Genomic DNA, 17,739 nt, shown 5'->3' with positions numbered 1-17,739 from the left:
CGTTAAAGGAGTTAGTTAATGCGCCCTTCAAATAATAATTTTTTAAAAATATGAAAAATTACCAAGAAGTAATCGGAATTGATGTTTCAAAAAACAAGTTAGATGCCTATGCTTACAATCGTAGTTCCCATCGGGAGTTCAGTAATGATGTGAAGGGTTATAAAGCCTTGTTGCAATGGGCTAACGGTAAGGAACAAAAAGTGTTTTTCTGTTTTGAGAATACCGGTCATTATTCCTTGAAGTTAGCGTTGTATTTATCTTCAAAGAAGCAGGTATATGTACAGGAAAATCCTGTAGTAATCAAACGTTCTTCCGGAGTGATCAGAGAGAAGAATGACGTGGTAGATGCCATGATGATCGCCAGGTATGGCTGGCTTCACCGTGAGGAACTTTCACCGAGTGAGCTGAAAGATAATGAACTATTAGAAGTAGGCAGGTTGCTGGCTTTGCGTGATCAGCTGGTTCGTAGTCGTACGGGATTGAAGAATACCCTTTCAGAGCTGAAAAAGTTGCTCAGCAGCAGTTCTACAGATACCTGTTGTAAAACGCTTGTAAGCTCTATTACTCACCTGACTTCTCAAATAAATAAAATAGAGAAGCAACTAAAATCACTGATAAAGACTTCTGAGGCATTATCGCAAAATTATAAGTTGATCACTTCTTTAAAAGGTGTTGGTTTAGTTGTAGGCGCCCAGTTGCTTTATCACACCAATAATTTTGAACGCTTTAATAGCTGGCGCCAATTCTCCAGTTATTGTGGGACGGCTCCCTTTGGTCATAGTTCGGGAAGCAGTATTCACAAAAAGCGAAAATGCCACCCGATGGGAGATCGGCAAATGAAGAGCCTGCTTAGCATGGCGGCCTGTACAGCCATTCAATATGACAGTGAATTACGGCAATATTATAAGAAAAAGCGGGAGGAAGGTAAGTTAAAGATGATTGCGCTAAACAATGTCCGCAATAAACTGTTATCCAGAGTGTTTGCAGTGGTGAAGAGAGGAACGCCTTATGTGGAATTACAAAGATTTGCAGCCTGAAAAAATTAGCACAAAAGGCTTGGATTTAACCTTGGAATACGGTTATCGCCAGTTGGCGGAGTAGGGGACGCGGATTTGTCGGCTTAGTATTGGTTCGTTGATCAAGTTAATTATTTACTTTCTAACGGTGCCGCTTATTGGCGATGAACCGATGTTGTGAATAGTGTTTATTGTAGATGATTTATTTCATCCAATATATTCATTTCTAAATATTCATTCATAGAAAACTTTTGATCATTATACTCATTGAAATATATAAGGTTTTGTCTGTTTTTACGCACTAATTTCTTATAATCTGATGAATTTTTGAGTTTTTGAAATTGTTCGTTTTTAAGTTTTTGATATTTTCTAAAACTTAATTCTAATGTTTTAATTACAATTCCATTTTCAAAATCAAATACGAAATAGTCTTTTTTGTAAAAAAAGGTTCTTCCCTTTATATCTCGTTTAATTTGGTCGCCATATGGAATAACTTGAATATCTGAATAGTTCTTCATAAGAACTTTATCAGTGTTTGGAAAATAAAGATCGAACACTGATTTCTCTCCTAGTTCTGGTATATCATCTTTCTCAGTTGAAATTAATATTTTGACGTCAGTAAGATATAAGCAATCATCTAAAATTGAGTACGTGAAAAGGAAAATACCATAATTGGCAGTTGTTTCGATAGCTTCCTCTGGAGCTTTGAACTTTCTTTTTTCAAATAAATCGACAGCTGGCGAATACCCGTTCCAATCATAATCAGTTCCGTTATAAATTAATATGTCAGGAATTTGTGGGGTAGAACTTACAACTTTAAAAGAAGTAAGAATTAGAAAAATTAGAAGTCGAATTCTCATATAAATATTATTCACAACGGTTTGCGGTTATCGCAAGTTGCGGGAGTAGGGACGCGGACTTGTCGGCTTAAACATTTTCTTTCTTGATCATTAAAATTACACTTTTTCGGCAATACCCGTTATTTGCGATGAACCGCTGTTAGGCTGCGTTATTTTCTAACGGCTTTATGTTATTAAACTCTTTCTCTTTTAAAAATCTTTCCTCTTCCAAATCATAATCATCTTGCAATCCCAACCAAAATTTTGCAGTAGTTCCAAAATATTTTGAAAGACGAAGAGCTGTATCATCAGTTATTCTTCTTTTCTTTTTAATGATTTCACTTATTCTTGTCTGCGGGATAAATGTTTCTTTGGAAAGTCGGTATGCTGTAATTTCCATCGGATCTAAAAACTCTTCTTTTAAGATTTCTCCAGGATGTATGTTTTCAAGTTTTTTCATTTTTCTATTTTTTTAAGTTTAATGGTAGTCAACAATTTGCACCTCAAAAGCATTGTCATTTTTCCATTTGAACATTATTCTCCATTGTTTATTAATTCTAATGCTATGAAAACCTTCTAAATTTCCACTCAGCTTTTCCAAATGATTAGCTGGAGGAATTCTTAAGTCATTTATATTTTGAGCATTATTTACCATTCTTAGTTTTCTTCTAGCTACGTTTTGAATATTAGCAGGAAGCTTTCTTGATTGGGTTCCATTCCAAATTTTGTCAGCTTCTTTGTCTGCAAAAGATTTAATCACAAATAATTTTGTTTTACGTTACTAACGTCAAAGATAAGTAAAAAATTAGAAGTTTCAAGCACGATAAAAATTATGCTGCCTAACGGTCTCGGTTATCGCCAGTTGGCGGAGTAAGGGACGCGGATTTGTCGGCTTAGTATTGGTTCGTTGGTCAAGTTAATTATTTTCTTACTAACGGTGCCGCTTATTGGCGATGAACCGTTGTTGTGCACAGTTTAAATAATTGTTCATCTACTTCTTCAAGGTAAGCGGCATAATCTCCTAATTCGTTGTTATGACGTAGATATTCTATAGCTTTTCTATCTGCGAATATTTCATCACAATCTTCTAATTCAATATTCACCATTATTCTATTCAGTCTTACAGTAAGTTTTTCTACATTATCGCCATTCTGCTTTGAAAGGCTAAAATTCATTATTTCCAATGCTCTTGCATAATCCATTTGATCATAGTAAGTTAAACCTAGATTTGTTGCGGCCATTATGCTTGTAGAGTCAGAAAACATTAAAGATTGATTAAAATATTTTATTGCAGTATTATATATACCTCGATTATAATATGTTAATCCAATGTTGTTTAGAATTATTGGATTTTTCGGTTCTTCAAGAAGAGCTTTCTTCAGAACTTTTTCTGCTTCTTGGTATTTTTTCTTTATACCTAAATCAACTCCTTTACTATTTAATTTTTGGACTTTACTGCCTTCCTTAAAACCAAACTCATTATCTTTTTTGAAAGAAATAATATCATTTCCTGATTTTTGATAATTTTCTCCGGAAAAACTATTTGTATTATTTGAAAATTCACAACCTAAAAAGAGTGGAAATATAATTATTAGCAGCTTGTATTTAATCAAAAATCTTGCTTTTTAAATTGTGCACAACGGTTACGGTTATCGCCAGTTGGCGGAGTAAGGGACGCGGATTTGTCGGCTTAGTCTTAGTTTGTTGATCAAGATGATTATTTTCTTACTAACGCTGCCGCTTATTGGCGATTAACCGATGTTGGCTAGCGTCTTAATTGTACACAATTTCTGTTATAAATATTCGCTTAATTATTTGTTGATTGAAGCTCACATTTGCTTTTATCATATTCTCCGCTATAATGTAAAAGGCTATATCGCCAGCAGCTTCTTTCAGATAAATATAATCGTTTAAAAAATCACTTTTCGGATCATGAGATTTTAATTCATTAATGTAATTACTATAATAATTGAAAGAAATTTTATTTTTAAATGATTTTACAATTGAGTCTTTATCCATTCCAGGTTTAAAATACCCGAAATCACTATTTTTGTATTTGTAATTCTGCGTTGAGTAATCCCAACATTTTTCTTTCAAGTGTACAATGGAAAGATTTTCATCGATCCAAACAGAATCTGTTGAGCATTGCAATTCTTTTTTCAAAGTATTCTGAAATAGAGTCTTTCCCATTTTTGTTTTCAAATCTGATATCTCAATCTTTCTATCTAGAATATCTTTAAGAAGACGATGATAAGCCTTACTCGTTTCTAAATTTGGATAAATTTTATGAAGCTTATTTTTCTCAAAATCATTAATGAGGACTTTATACGGATGTACCTCTTTTCTATTAGTATTTTCATTAGTCTTACTTTTCTTTTCTAGAGATGAACAGCTCATATATAGGAAAGACAGAAGAAAAATTATAATTCGACTCATAGTATTAATATGCTAGCCAACGGTCTCGGTTATCGCCAGTTGGCGGAGTAAGGAACGCGGATTTGTCGGCTTAGTATTGGTTTGTTGGTAAAGTTAATTATTTTCTTTCTAACGGTGCCGGCTATTGGAGATTAACCGTTGTTGTGCTTAGTTTTTATACTCAAATTAATGTATTAACCACTACGGCGATTAACGGAATAAAAATTAAACTAACTACTCCATTTATAAAAGCATCCTCCTTTAAAAACTCTTTAAATTTTTTATCGGAGCTCCATAATCTTGTAATTGACCATCTGATTGCTGCTCCAGGATACCTTAAAATCAATATTACGATGGTTTCGAATATAATCTCCATTTGATTAATCTAGGAATGTTTCTGCTAAGCTACTATTCAATTTGAAAGTTCTACAACCGTCAGTCGAAATCATATAATTTTCTAAAACCAAATCCTCAAGATTTCTCGAATGAGAATTTTGCCCCATTCTATAAGTTTGTTTTACATTCTGAACTTTTTCTCCTGTAATAACATACTGTTCGCATAACTCAAAATAATTAGCGCAGTTTCCAGCTTGATTTTGATTTATTAGGATTGTTCTTGAATTTAAATTTTTGCCTTTAATCAAAGAATCGATTTGAAAAACTACTATATCTTCCTCATAATTATTTTCTGATGCAATTATTTCAGTTGGAAATCCAATTGCAATTAAATCACTTTTCTCTTTCAACTTTTCAATTGTTCTTGCATTTAATGGAAAGCAATCGCACAAGTTAAAATTTAAGGCTAATGTTGAAAGAATTAATGTATAAAGTAGTATTCTCATTCTTAAAAATTAAGCACAACGGTTACGGTTATCGCAAGTTGCGGGAGTAGGGACGCGGACTTGTCGGATTAACTATTTTCTTTCCTGGTTTCTAAAATTACACTTTTTCGGTTAAACCCGTTATTTGCGATTAACCGATGTTGGCACGACGTGCATCTTTTCTAATTATTTCTCTATAAACTTTTAATTTAAAATCAATTATTTCAGTGCTTTTCTCGTTTTGCTGGTCTCCGGTATCATCAGATAGTTTATCCCAGGTTATTTCATTAAGATATTCGGAGTGTAGAAATTCATCAATAATATCAACCTCGTTCGAAGTGAATTCTAAATCTGCTTCAAATGGTAATTCGGAGTGATTAGAATTGATAAAGTTTAATCGGAGTTGTCCGGCCATTTCATCAAACCATATGTAGTAAATTAAATTGGAGATAGTTTGAGAAACATTAATTTGTGACTTTCTATTCTTCTTTATGCGAGACAGAAAACTTATAAAATCGGTAACCTTGAGTTTAGCCAAATGCTTTTTAGAAATAGTAAATGATAGCATATTTTCATAAATCTCATTTTCTACTTGAGAAGTTTCATCAGTAAGAGAAATTTTCTCCGCGATATATGATTCGTATTGATTGAAATATTCTTCTTTACTCATAATCTTATGCATGCGTGCCAACGGTCTCGGTTATCGCCAGTTGGCGGAGTAAGGAACGCGGATTTGTCGGCTTAGTATTGGTTTGTTGGTCAAGTTAATTATTTTCTTTCTAACGGTGCCGCTTATTGGCGATGAACCGATGTTGGCACTCGTTAAGTTATATTAAGTATGTTGATTTAGCATTGTTTATAATCTCACCCATTTTACTATGATCAACCACCATAGAAAAAGATGACGATCCGAAACTTGTGTATCCAAAAATTCTCTCCGTGGGAAAGATTATCAATTTTTTGTTTATTAAAGCAAAATAAAGAGGTGGAACCGCTATCAAAATTTGACCAACTCTGTCTACATCTTTCCAGTTAATATCAACTTCTTTTCCATTCTCTTTATAAATAATTCTGCTATGATTTACTTTAACACTTTTTATTCTGTCGAATAAAATTATATTCAGCACAATCAATAACGATCCGATTCCACTAAATATGATTAGATTTTTCCAATCAGTTATATGACCAGGATTGTAAAATTTTAGAATACTTAGACTAAAAAGTAATACTCCAATTATTAGAGTTAAATATCTGGATATGGAGACTAATAATTTATTGCTTTCTATCAATTTACATCTTCTTTAATGAGTGCCAACGGTCTCGTATATCGACAAGTGGCGCGGAATTATGTATGCGGATTTGTCGGCTTAACGGTTTTGTTTATTATGAAAACTAATTTAGTACTTTTCTGATAAACCCGCCATTTGCGATATACGTTGTTGGGCGAAGTTATTCTCCTCTTGATATAAATTCTATTGCTTCTTGAATATTTCTATCTAGAAGTAAATTTTCAAAATTGTCTTGTTTTGAAACTTTGACATCTGGAATGATTTGCTCATAAAAATTCCCATTTCTATCGCAATCATACCCAACGGTTAAAGCCATATATGCCCCAAATGGTAAATTAGCAAGCGTATTCGTTGTTGTTTTACCATTCGTTTTTTCTCCTATGAAATTCACATTTTTTCTTCCTTTAAAAGCTAGTGCCGTTACTTCACCTGAACTACCTGTAGCTAAATTGGTTATGATTGCAACCTTAGCTTCATCAAGCAACATTCCTTTTGGCTTTATGTAAGAGCTTTTCTTAGAATTATTTATATATTTTCCATTTAATAATTTTACGTTCGTAACTTTCTTTTTATTAATATCAAGTACACCCCAAACATCATTATCACCTAGAAAATCATATAATGCTAAAAGCATAGGTGTAATATTACCACCCGTATTAAATCGTAAATCTATAATCCAACCTTTAATATTTTTTGAACTCTTGATATTATAAATTTCATCATACATCGGTTGTGATAGTTTATGAATGTTTTTCGAGCTAACATCTTCAAACATCATTCCTGGCAACAGTATATATCCATATTCGTTATCTAGTACTTTAACTTCAAAATTTGGTTCAGTCGAGTACTTTTTCACCCATTGTTCACTAAAATCTTTTTGAGTTGGTGTTTCGAAATTGCCAGAATAGGTGTTTTGATTGTAATAAACTTTACAATGGTCTGCATTGATAAGATTAAATAAAGTTGCCACTTCATCTAATGAACTATTGAAATCTGAATATTCTTTTAAATTTTTCCGAACTTTTGGTTCTATTTCTTTCCAATTTACATTGTCTTTATATAAATATTCATTTTCCATAATAGAAAACAGCTCATCATAAAAGACTTTAATGCTATCTTGAGAAGTATTTAATTTTTGTGCGTTACAATTGAATGCACAGATTATAATAAATATAAACACTAAAAACTTTTTCATTGATTTTAATATAATTAGGTCAGCAGAATTTTTGTGAATAATTGCGCCCAACGGTTACGGTTATCGCAAGTTGCGGGAGTAGGGACGCGGACTTGTCGGATTAACTATTTGCTTGCTTGGTTTCTAAAATTACACTTTTTTGATAATACCCGTTATTTGCGATGAACCGATGTTGTAGCCAGTTTTAATGTACCTAACATTCATTATAGTTAGAATTAAAAGTACTGGAATTATTCCTACGTCAAATGATTGATAATTAGTAATCCAAATTAAAATACTTATGACGAGCAACGTAATCAATATGTAAGCTATGTACTTCTTTAATTGCTCATTATTTTTAAGTGGAATATAAATTAGATATAATGGATTTGCCCATAAAATGTTCAAATTATTCTTTACTTCTGGATGTTCTGAAAATATCCACATTAGTAGTAATATTAATCCAATAGTACCTATACATAAACTAAAAATTGTTTCCAATGGTTTATAGAATGTGAAAAGATAAATTATTAGTAAAATTGAAAATATTACAATCGGCGAAGTCCATTTATACAATTCACTTTCTTCTTTAGATTTCACATTGTTCAAAGATTTTCCTGACTTTACTAGCTTTTGACCATTTATTGTAGAATTATTAATTTCTTGTTCTAAATACTTGGGAAGAAACATACTTTGAAATTTATTGCTTTTTTCATCTAATGATTTTCCTAACATCAAATTGGTTCCGAACCGAAGCCACGGTTTTGTTATCAGATGAGAATTTATTAAATCTCTGTTGCTTTTTTCTAAGTTCGCTTTGGGAAATTTCACTCCATTTTCTATCAATAGATCACGAATTTCAGTAGAACAATTTTTTTCTTTAAAAGAGTATGTGTAATATCTGTTTTCAGGTCTGTAAAGGAAGTTTAGTTTTTCTATTAATTCATTTTTTTGTTGCTTTTGAAGCTTTAATCTTTGTTCTGATACTTTTCTATTCTCATCTGAATAAATTTTGATGAAATTGGCGGTTTCTTGAATGCCTAATTGATATTTTAACCGACCAGTAACAAATTTTAAAGTAAAGTTTGGTGTATCAAAGTCAAACATTCCAAAATTGTATATAATATCTTTATCGTTATCTACAATTCTAATTGCTGAATGTCCGAAAACTGAATAAACTTCTTCGCCAGGATAACAAGTCAAAATACTGATTTCAGGAGCATTTTGTGAAAAGCAAAATTGAGTTATTAAAAATATAAATATGATTATTTTCCTCAAATTTTCTCGTTTTAAAATTGGCTGCAACGGTTGCGGTTATCGCAAGTTGCGGGAGTAAGGACGCGGACTTGTCGGATTAACCAATTTCTTTTCTGGTTACTAAAATTACACTTTTTCGTTTAAACCCGTTATTTGCGATCAACCGCTGTTATTTAAAGTTGCACAAACTAGAAACATGTTTAGAGTTCATATTAATTGAAATATGATTCTATTATATTCTTCCAGTTAAATGCTAATAGGAAAGCGACCGTAAATAGTACAAATGGTATCGAGCTTAATACAATCCATTTCACATTTTTTGACGCATCTTTTCTTCTCAGGAGTTTCAGAGAGTTTATAAATGACATAACTACAACTCCAACAGTGAGTAGCACGAGAAACAATCTACTATTTTCAAATAACCATTCATTTAAAACTCCTCTCAGGAATTCCGTTATACAGAATATTAGTAAAAGAGAGATACAGAAAATTGAGAAGATCCAAACAGAAAGCTCCTTATAGTCAGTTTTCTTAGAAATGTTGTTATTCATTCTTATTATAAATCAAAAAATTATTAAACTAAAACTCAAATGTGCAATTTTATATAACGGTTACGGTTATCGCAAGTTGCGGGAGTAGGGACGCGGACTTGTCGGCTTAGTTGTTTTCTCTCCTGGTTTCTAAATTTACACTTTTTCCACAAAACCCGTTATTTGCGATGAACCGATGTTAGGCAATGTTAATTTGTTGTTGCTTGTAAAAGAAACGAAGTATTTTTTTGTCCTTTTCAGAGTAATAGGTTCCATTTAAATTATACTGATTCAGTATAGTTTCTATTTCTTGTATTGCTATACCTTGTAATTTTTCTAACATACCATAATTATCTGAGTTTTCTTCGTTTTCAGAAATTTGAACACAATTCATTGAATTAGAATTAAAAATAAATTTCATAAGAACTTTTTCCTCCTCATTTTCTAATTTCAATATTTCGTTTAGATCCTCTTTTAAAAACTTTAAAAATTCTTCTGTTTTAAAATTTTCAAAAACAGCCCCAATATGAATTACTGCTTTGATCCCATCTACAATGCTTTTTAGGTGAAATTCAGCGTGCTTTTCTAATGTTTCGAAAGAGTATTCATCTTGTTGATTTTGGGCTTCTGGAATTAAATTTTCCTTTTCCCAATTGTTCACATCTTCTGTCCAACTTTCCAAAAGATTCTTCCACTGAGACCAATTATTAGCCTCTATACTTCTCGGCATTACTTCTTCTTCTAAATCTTGTGTAATTTTCTCGTCAGACCAGCCGAAATTTTGCAAAGCAGTAACATAATTGTTTAAAATAATAGAACCTTTTTGGTTATCCCAATATGAAAATCTATTTCTGCAAATACCTTTTATATAAGCTAATTTCTTTTTTAGCTCTGGCATATTTTTTAAAGCACAAATACCTCCAACTTTATTAAATGCATTTTCCACACTCTCTTTTGTGATTTCGCCTTCTTCATCAAATTTTAAATATTTTTCGTTAGCTACATCGATTGCTTCCAGAACATCTTCAATAGAAAACTTTCTAATTAATTTTTCTAAAGTTTTTTTTCCATTTTCATTTAAAGAAAATGGGTGCATAAGAGAGCCCCAATAATCACTTATTATTTCAATTTTGTCACTTTCTAAATCGGTTAATGATTTTTTCCATTCTAACATCAACTCTAATTGCTCTCGTCTTTCTTGCAACTTTTCTAATTGTTTCCTTTGTTTTTTTATAACACTATCATCACTTAGAAGTCTTGCTTTTTTTCCTTGATTGCAGTCAAAGCAACTTGTAATCAAATTAATTAAATCATTGGATCCGCCATTGGCTACTGGATCAATGTGATCTACATTTAGCACGATATCGGGGGCTGATTTACCACAATACTGACATTGAAATTTATCCCTTTTAAAAACTTCGAATCTTACTTTTTTTGAAAGAGATTTTCTTTTAGACATTTAAGAAGAATTATGATTATTAATATTGCCTAACGGTCTCGGTTATCGCCAGTTGGCGGAGTAAGGTATGCGGATTTGTCGGCTTAGAGTTTTGTTGTTGGTCAAGTTAATTATTTTCTATCTAGCGCTACCGTCTATTGGCGATTAACCGTTGTTGTAAAGCGTTTTGTTATTTAATTGGTATTGTTGGTTCTTCAATATAAATATACCCGTATTCCTGTAATTTTATTTTAAGTGGTATCGAATCTCCTTTTGTATTTCTTATTCCGTTGAAAGCATTGGAAATCTTTAAAAGTTGCTCCTTAATATCTATAGATTTAAATAAGGAATCTTGGTGATAAAATATAATTGCCTTTTCAATACTCGTTGAGTATTTTGGATTCTTTCCTTTATTCAAAATATGATTATTCAATACTTTCTCAATGCTATCAAATGGTTTTGACATTTTATCGTTAATAATTATTGAGTCGCCTTGTATAAATATGATGTTTCGTTCTTTGTAATCGGCAATATTAAAAGCGATTAAACAATCTTTATCTATTAAAAATTTAAATATGGCGTCTTTATTCTCGAAATAAATTGAAGGTGATTTTGTATCACAGACAATTTCATCTGCTATGTTCAATAATTCTTCAAAATTATCTAAGCTGTCGAGCTCTACTTTTTTTAGTAATGTTTCGTTTTGAAAATTTGCAACAGTTGGATAATAAAAAGTTTCTTTTGTAGAAGTCTGATCTTGTTTAACTGTTTTATCACAATTAAATAGAGTCAGAGATAATAATAGTATGTAGTAAACTTTCTTCAAAATGCTTTACAACGGTCTTGGTTATCGCCAGTTGGCGGAGTAAGAGACGCGGATTTGTCGGCTTAGTATTGGTTTATTGGTCAAGGTAATTATGTTCCTAATACGGTGCCGCTTATTGGCGATTAACCGTTGTTACTAAACGTTATGATTGTTCAACTGTTGAAAAGGAACCACTATAGCTACCTTTAATAATTGTTCCATTTTCTTTGGTAAAGTTAAATTCAAATTCTATTTCCGAATTTGAGACTGATATTATTTCTACTGTAGTAGAAGTTGCTTGTATACCATTTGTTGTATCATCTAATACAACAGTTCCATCAGTTATTTGACCATTATTTATTGATGCATTAGTCACAATTCGGTAATCAGGAATTTCATTTACTATTCCTTCTTGAATTTCTACACCTTTAAAATCAAAATACACAAAGTTTACTCCCGAATTTTGGTTAGAATTTAATATATCTACATTGCTCATGATTATTGCAATATCACTAGGCTCATTATTCTCAACATTTTCATCATTTACATAGACATATTCTGTTTCTAAAAATGAATTATTCATAGTAAATCCATTATTTATAAGTTCTGGTGCGATATCATCGGGATTGTCTGTTGAGCAAGCGACTAGGAAGGAACAGATTAGAACAAGGCTGAAGAATTTTTTCATTTTAATTTTGGAATTTATAGCCAATTGATAGGCTGATTACTGAATTTTTATAGTTTTCATTTTCAAATATTTCCTTAACTCCGTAGCTGTATCGAGCTTGTAAAAAGATATTTCTTTTAATCTGATAGCCAAAACCGCCATTAAGAGCTAAATCTAAAACTTTGGGGGTTGTTTCTACTACATCAGAATTGTATTCTGTTTTTTCTGCTACAAGAAACCCCACTTGAGGTCCCAGTTGAAAATTTATACTTTCTAGAATATTTATTTTAGCCATGATTGGAATGTCTATGTATTTAACCTTAGAGGTAGCTCTTATAACCATCTCATTTCCTGGAATTGTATAATTTCCTGCTTTTTCATTAAATATTAATTCTGGTTGAATGCTCAGGAAATTTGAAATTTTATGATCTACAATCAAACCTGCGTTTAAACCAAATTCTCCAGTATATGTTGAAGTACCAGTATGAAAACCTGTGAAATTTACTCCTACTTTTACTCCCAATGAAGTTCTATTTTGCGATAAACTCTTTGTGATACTTAAGGAAGTTATCAATAATAGTAGTAAAAATCTTTGTATCATAATGTTTTGTAACGGTTACGGTTATCGCAAGTTACGGGAGTACGGACGCGGACTTGTCGGATTAACTCGTTTGTTTCTTGATTTCTAAAATTACACTTTTTCGACAACACCCGTTATTTGCGATTAACCGATGTTGGCAACTGTATTTATTGTTCTTCATATTCTTTGATGTTCTTACTTAAACGGTTATACTTTTTAAGAAAATCAAATGAAATTATTATTATAAATAGTAGAAAAGGGATTTTTAAATATTTCCAATATTCAAAATCATCTATAATTGCGTGTATTATACTAGCAATCATTATGATTACAACTGAGGCAACAATAAACCAATTCTTTTTGTAATGATTGATTTCATTAATCGTAGTTTTCAGTTGAACATTTAAAGTTTCATTATCAGAAAATTTTTTTTCTTTCTTTTTTAGTGTTTTTAAATGTTTTAAAAGTTTTGATTCATAGAAATATCTTGGTCCATGTAGCAAATAAGTTATAGAAAAGATTATGACTACTGCTGAATTATTCCATTCTAGTTTATCGCTTAAAACATTAAATGGTAAAAGAGATTTTATAATGATAATAATTACCAATAAAATGAAAGCAGCAGTGAAAAATTTAAGTATTTCGACATATCTTAATCGATTATCGATTGATTTTTTTCTTTCTCCAAGGAATGATTTGAAAGATTCAATTATTGCAATTCTATTTTGCATTTCTCTTAAATTGAATTTTTCCTGTTATTGACCATATTAATCCTGCACCACATAAAATTCCGGCTAGTAAATGATAATTTTTATGGTCAAAATAATTCATTATTACTATACCAAGTGTTAGTAATAATAAACCTAAAATTCGTGTTTTGTTCATAATTGTGTCTGTATAAATATTGTTGCCAACGGTCTCGGTTATCGCCAGTTGGCGGAGTAAGGGACGCGGATTTGTCAGCTTAGTATTGGTTTGTTGGTCAAGATAATTATTTTCTTACTTATTGTGCCGCTTATTGGCGATTAACCGATGTTGGCAGCTGGCATTTAGTAATAATCTTCTTGAATACATTTAAACCCTTTGTTTTTAAAGAGAAACTATTTTTTTAATCCAATTTTCATAAATCCTTCTTCCATTTTCATTCTGAGATACAAAATTTCATTACTCATAGAAAATGGTAATGTATCATTCATTGTATTTTTTTCTGATAATATGACGTAATTATTATTTCTATCTATTTCGTAAGTTCCTTTGATTTCCGCCAACATTGGATGAAGCATTTCGTATTCATTATTATCTTTAAAGGTATAAGTAACAGGTAGAATCATCATTTCAAACATTTTTCTAAAATTCTCCGCTTCTGTCTTTCTAGATTCATCTTTATAATAAATTGAATCTGTCGTTTGATTATAATATACAATCTCGTCTTCATAAGATGTGACATTCCATGTACCGGTCAATTCCTGAGCGGTGATATTGGTTGATAGAAATAGAAATAATATTATAAGTTTTTTCATAATGAAATTTTTAATGCTTGCTGCCAACGGTTACGGTTATCGCAAGTTGCGGGAGTAGGGACGCGGGCTTGTCGGATTAACTATTTTCTTTCCTGGTTTCTGAAATTACATTTTTTCGACAATACCCGTTATTTGCGATGAACCGATGTTGTGCAAAGTTTTTATGTTCAAATTAATCTTAATAATATACTAGAATTTTAAGTGATATTTCCAAAAACTTAATTGTTTCACCTGAAAGGTTATTTTTCAAGCAAAATCACTTAATTTCTTTTCTTGAAATCGTTTATTTCAACGTAGGTTTTTTCTGTTGGGATATAAATAGTTCCATTCCTAGTATCTAATAATACAGAAGAATCACCTCTAAATATAAATCTTCCATTATTTGAATAATTGTGTAGAATAAATAGAAATAATATGCTAAAGGCGGAAAAAATTATCAGTTTTAATTTTTGGTATTTCGTTATCTTCATTTGGAATTTTTATATTGAAAATTTAAGTTCTTGCTTTAAAGGACCTTCTAGAAAATCATCGCTGCGTATTATCAAGTCTGCTATTATTTCATCTATTTCACAGAAATCAACAACTATTTCTTTTTGAAAAATTTCTTCTTCTTTTTGATTTTGGAATAAAGTAATTGGGAACTTCTTTGTTTTGGGATTCATTTTAATAACGTAATAATCCCATTTTTCTTCAAACGTTATGTCTAGACTTGGTAAAATTTGAGTATGTAATCCAAATCCAAATGAGGAACCCTCATATTTCTTTTCCTCTATTTTTCTTAAAATCTCTGATCTTTCAGATATTTTATAACTTTTCAAATCTCTCTTTATTCGTAACTCTATGTCTATGTCTATAGATTTATTTGAAACATTCGATATATGAACTTCTAGAACTGGATGTCCTTCTAGATCCATATCATAATTAAATGTTTCATAATTAATTTCCAAATCTGATTTTCTATCTTTTGCTTTAACTTTATCATTATAAATAGAATCAAAATCCTTTCTAATTAGTTTTCGAGTAGAAGTTCCCATTCGAATATATCCATCTCCAGCTCTAAATTCTACTTTTTTATCAGTTGATCTTTTCAGTTCTTTCTTGAAAAGATATGGACGATTCTGATTATTGAATATTCTAAAATAGGTTAATTTGTAATCTTTATAATTGAAACTTTTATACTCAAAGTTAATTTTTGGTTCAATATTACTTTCTATAAATTGTTGATATTTAGCCTCGTCTGTTACTTTATCAATGTTTCTAAAATCTTTTGCTAATCCATTTTCTTCAATGACACCAATTATTATTAATTTTTCATCATTAGAAGGATGATTCGCTAATGCAGAAAAATCTTTTAGGATTTCGTTCTTTTTAGGATTATTTCCAAGAGAATATTCAATTTCCTTAAAATCAAGCTTATGACTTTCTGATTCATAATCAATAATTTTCTCAATTTCATCACTCATATTCTTCTAAAAAATTTTGCACAACGGTTACGGTTATCGCAAGTTGCGGGAGTAGGGACGCGGACTTGTCGGATTAACTCTATTGTTTCCTTGGTTTTTAAAATTACACTTTTTCGACAAAACCCGTTATTTGCGATTAACCGATGTTGTAAAAAGTTTAGTTCTCGGATTCTTTCTTAATATGTTCCAAAACTCTAATGTGGATTTTATGAATTATGAAGTCTGACCACAATTTCCAGTAGAACTCTGGATAAATATCATTTTTATACCAAGTTGTTCCTTCAAGAATTGTCGCATTATTATTTTCTTTTGTGAGTTTAAATTGTCCTTTATATGATTTGAAATAGCCATCTAAATGTGGTGGGTGAATATCCCAAAATGGATTTATTTCATTCATTGGAATTGGTTGTTCTTTTACATCAAACTGTAATAAATTTGGTTCGTTCCAAGTAGTAATTGGTTCTACAAAGCTACCTGTTGTAAAATTGCAATATCTGATTGCTCCTACACCTGTTCCTTCTATTGTTGCATTTGTCGGATAAGATATACCTGTTTTAAATATCCAGTTTTCAGGTTCTTGTATTGTATCAAATGTCACTACATTTTTCCAGACAGTTTCAATTGGTGCGTTTACTTTAACTTTTGTAGTTACAGGAATCAATTTTTCAGGTTTATTAATTGTGTCAAATCCTAAAAATCCAAATGAAAGAATTACAATTATTATAGTCAGGTTTGTTGGATTAAGTTTTTTTGTTCCTGATAATCTGTATCCGAAATATGATCCAATCCAACCTGCTAAAAGTAATAATGGACTGGCCATTGCGAGACAAATCAGTCCTTCAATTGCAAAAATTAATAATAGTAGCGAAGCAAAAATAAATGCCACAAAACTTAAATTATAAGCATCCGATTTAGAAAGTTTTATTTTTCTACCAGAAATAAATGGAGGTAAAAATCCTAAAATTATTGGTATTAAGATAAATACTGTCCATCCGTAATCTCCAAAATAATTAATAGATATATATCCAAGAACTTGTACAATAACCAATGTTATAATCCAGGATTTATAGTTCGTTTTGTTCCAAATTTGATTCACGAAATTATTCTTCTAAATTTTTTACAACGGTCTCGGTTATCGCCAGTTGGCGGAGAAAGGGACGCGGATTTGTCGGCTTTGAATTGGTTTGTTTGTCAAGGTAAATATTTTCTTTCTAAAACTGCCGCTTATTGGCGATGAACCGTTGTTCTACGCAGTTTAATTTAGGTAAAGTTTAGTTGAACAATTTTATTTAACTGAATAAAATTTTGAAACAATAATAAAACAACAAACCCATTACAATTGTCCAAAAAATTCTAGCCGATTTTTTAAAATTTTCATCAGTCATAAGTAAATCCTGCTTTTTTTATTTGAATAGTATCAATTATTTCTTTTTCCAAATTAATCAAACTATAATTAGGGTCGATTTTAGATACTTCTAATTGATAATATTTTCCAATAAATTTTTTACTATATAGAACGTCTGCGTTATTAGATCCATTATACTTTACATTATTAAAATAAAATACATACTTAACAGAGTTTCCTGATGTTCGATGAAATCTAAATCCTGTTACCTGACAAATTGTATAGACTGTGTCTTTGTAAATATAGTCTCTAAAAATCATTACGCTCAAATAGAATAGTACGATTAAAACGAAAACATAATCAAGTTTATAAATTTTGTATCGTTTCTTCATTGATTACTTTTCTTAATAAGCAAATCTTGATATTAAATTGCGTAGAACGGTCTCGGTTATCGCCAGTTGGCGGAGTGCGGGACGCGGGTTTGTCGGCTTAGTGTTTTAATCGTTGGTCAAGTTAATTATTTTCTTACTAACGGTACCGCTTATTGGCGATTAACCGTTGTTGTTGCCAGTGCCCGTTT

19 protein-coding genes are annotated in these 17,739 nt (G+C 31.0%); 1 reads left to right on the top strand and 18 read right to left on the bottom strand.

The genetic code is table 11. From position 1 onward, the window contains the following. Nucleotides 1-50 precede the first annotated feature (50 nt). A complete protein-coding gene (locus JM79_RS10435) occupies nt 51-1,037 on the top strand; it encodes an IS110 family transposase (RefSeq protein WP_141878058.1) in 987 nt (328 codons plus the stop codon). A gap of 167 nt (nt 1,038-1,204) precedes the next feature. Here JM79_RS10435 and JM79_RS10430 read toward each other — a convergent pair whose 3' ends face one another. The 18 genes from JM79_RS10430 to JM79_RS16190 all read right to left on the bottom strand — a co-directional run bounded on the left by JM79_RS10430 (nt 1,205) and on the right by JM79_RS16190 (nt 17,551). Next, the gene (locus JM79_RS10430; RefSeq protein WP_141878094.1) at nt 1,205-1,876 is read right to left on the bottom strand and encodes a hypothetical protein; all 672 of its coding nucleotides are present in this window, start codon (nt 1,874-1,876) and stop codon (nt 1,205-1,207) included. 139 nt (nt 1,877-2,015) lie between these two features. After that, nucleotides 2,016-2,315: a HigA family addiction module antitoxin gene (locus tag JM79_RS10425; RefSeq protein ID WP_141878093.1), complete on the bottom strand. Its 300-nt coding sequence runs from the start codon at nt 2,313-2,315 to the stop codon at nt 2,016-2,018. 18 nt (nt 2,316-2,333) lie between these two features. Beyond that, nucleotides 2,334-2,615 carry a type II toxin-antitoxin system RelE/ParE family toxin gene (locus tag JM79_RS10420; protein ID WP_141878092.1) on the bottom strand — a complete coding sequence of 94 codons (282 nt, stop codon included), beginning with the start codon at nt 2,613-2,615 and terminating at the stop codon, nt 2,334-2,336. A gap of 184 nt (nt 2,616-2,799) precedes the next feature. Continuing rightward, entirely contained in the window at nt 2,800-3,468 is a 669-nt protein-coding gene (locus JM79_RS10415) for a tetratricopeptide repeat protein (RefSeq protein ID WP_141878091.1), read from the bottom strand. A 160-nt stretch (nt 3,469-3,628) separates the two neighbouring features. Continuing rightward, complete coding sequence (locus JM79_RS10410) at nt 3,629-4,252, bottom strand: hypothetical protein (RefSeq protein ID WP_141878090.1); 624 nt, start codon at nt 4,250-4,252, stop codon at nt 3,629-3,631. A 398-nt stretch (nt 4,253-4,650) separates the two neighbouring features. Next, nucleotides 4,651-5,112: a hypothetical protein gene (locus JM79_RS10405; protein WP_141878089.1), complete on the bottom strand. Its 462-nt coding sequence runs from the start codon at nt 5,110-5,112 to the stop codon at nt 4,651-4,653. 130 nt (nt 5,113-5,242) lie between these two features. Next, nucleotides 5,243-5,761: a hypothetical protein gene (locus JM79_RS10400; protein ID WP_141878088.1), complete on the bottom strand. Its 519-nt coding sequence runs from the start codon at nt 5,759-5,761 to the stop codon at nt 5,243-5,245. A 779-nt stretch (nt 5,762-6,540) separates the two neighbouring features. Next, complete coding sequence (locus tag JM79_RS10395; protein WP_141878087.1) at nt 6,541-7,575, bottom strand: S41 family peptidase; 1,035 nt, start codon at nt 7,573-7,575, stop codon at nt 6,541-6,543. Between the two features lie 129 nt (nt 7,576-7,704). Then, complete coding sequence (locus tag JM79_RS10390; RefSeq protein WP_185739484.1) at nt 7,705-8,832, bottom strand: DUF4105 domain-containing protein; 1,128 nt, start codon at nt 8,830-8,832, stop codon at nt 7,705-7,707. Nucleotides 8,833-9,540: 708 nt separating this feature from the next. Next, a complete protein-coding gene (locus JM79_RS10385) occupies nt 9,541-10,800 on the bottom strand; it encodes an HNH endonuclease (RefSeq protein ID WP_141878085.1) in 1,260 nt (419 codons plus the stop codon). Nucleotides 10,801-10,969: 169 nt separating this feature from the next. Further along, on the bottom strand, nt 10,970-11,605 hold the full coding sequence (locus tag JM79_RS10380) for a hypothetical protein (protein ID WP_141878084.1): 636 nt from the start codon (nt 11,603-11,605) through the stop codon (nt 10,970-10,972). 142 nt (nt 11,606-11,747) lie between these two features. Further along, nucleotides 11,748-12,272 carry a hypothetical protein gene (locus JM79_RS10375; RefSeq protein ID WP_141878083.1) on the bottom strand — a complete coding sequence of 175 codons (525 nt, stop codon included), beginning with the start codon at nt 12,270-12,272 and terminating at the stop codon, nt 11,748-11,750. A 1-nt stretch (nt 12,273) separates the two neighbouring features. Further along, on the bottom strand, nt 12,274-12,852 hold the full coding sequence (locus tag JM79_RS10370; protein ID WP_141878082.1) for a porin family protein: 579 nt from the start codon (nt 12,850-12,852) through the stop codon (nt 12,274-12,276). A 146-nt stretch (nt 12,853-12,998) separates the two neighbouring features. Further along, entirely contained in the window at nt 12,999-13,562 is a 564-nt protein-coding gene (locus JM79_RS10365) for a hypothetical protein (RefSeq protein ID WP_141878081.1), read from the bottom strand. 369 nt (nt 13,563-13,931) lie between these two features. Beyond that, entirely contained in the window at nt 13,932-14,351 is a 420-nt protein-coding gene (locus JM79_RS10360) for a hypothetical protein (RefSeq protein WP_141878080.1), read from the bottom strand. Nucleotides 14,352-14,830: 479 nt separating this feature from the next. Continuing rightward, complete coding sequence (locus JM79_RS10355) at nt 14,831-15,814, bottom strand: ATP-binding protein (protein WP_141878079.1); 984 nt, start codon at nt 15,812-15,814, stop codon at nt 14,831-14,833. A gap of 157 nt (nt 15,815-15,971) precedes the next feature. Beyond that, nucleotides 15,972-16,910 carry a hypothetical protein gene (locus tag JM79_RS10350; protein ID WP_141878078.1) on the bottom strand — a complete coding sequence of 313 codons (939 nt, stop codon included), beginning with the start codon at nt 16,908-16,910 and terminating at the stop codon, nt 15,972-15,974. Between the two features lie 281 nt (nt 16,911-17,191). After that, on the bottom strand, nt 17,192-17,551 hold the full coding sequence (locus tag JM79_RS16190) for a hypothetical protein (protein ID WP_141878077.1): 360 nt from the start codon (nt 17,549-17,551) through the stop codon (nt 17,192-17,194). Nucleotides 17,552-17,739: the final 188 nt, after the last annotated feature.

Source organism: Gramella sp. Hel_I_59, assembly GCF_006714895.1.
Lineage (GTDB): Bacteria > Bacteroidota > Bacteroidia > Flavobacteriales > Flavobacteriaceae > Christiangramia.
This window is presented reverse-complemented; position numbering and strand designations above follow the sequence as displayed.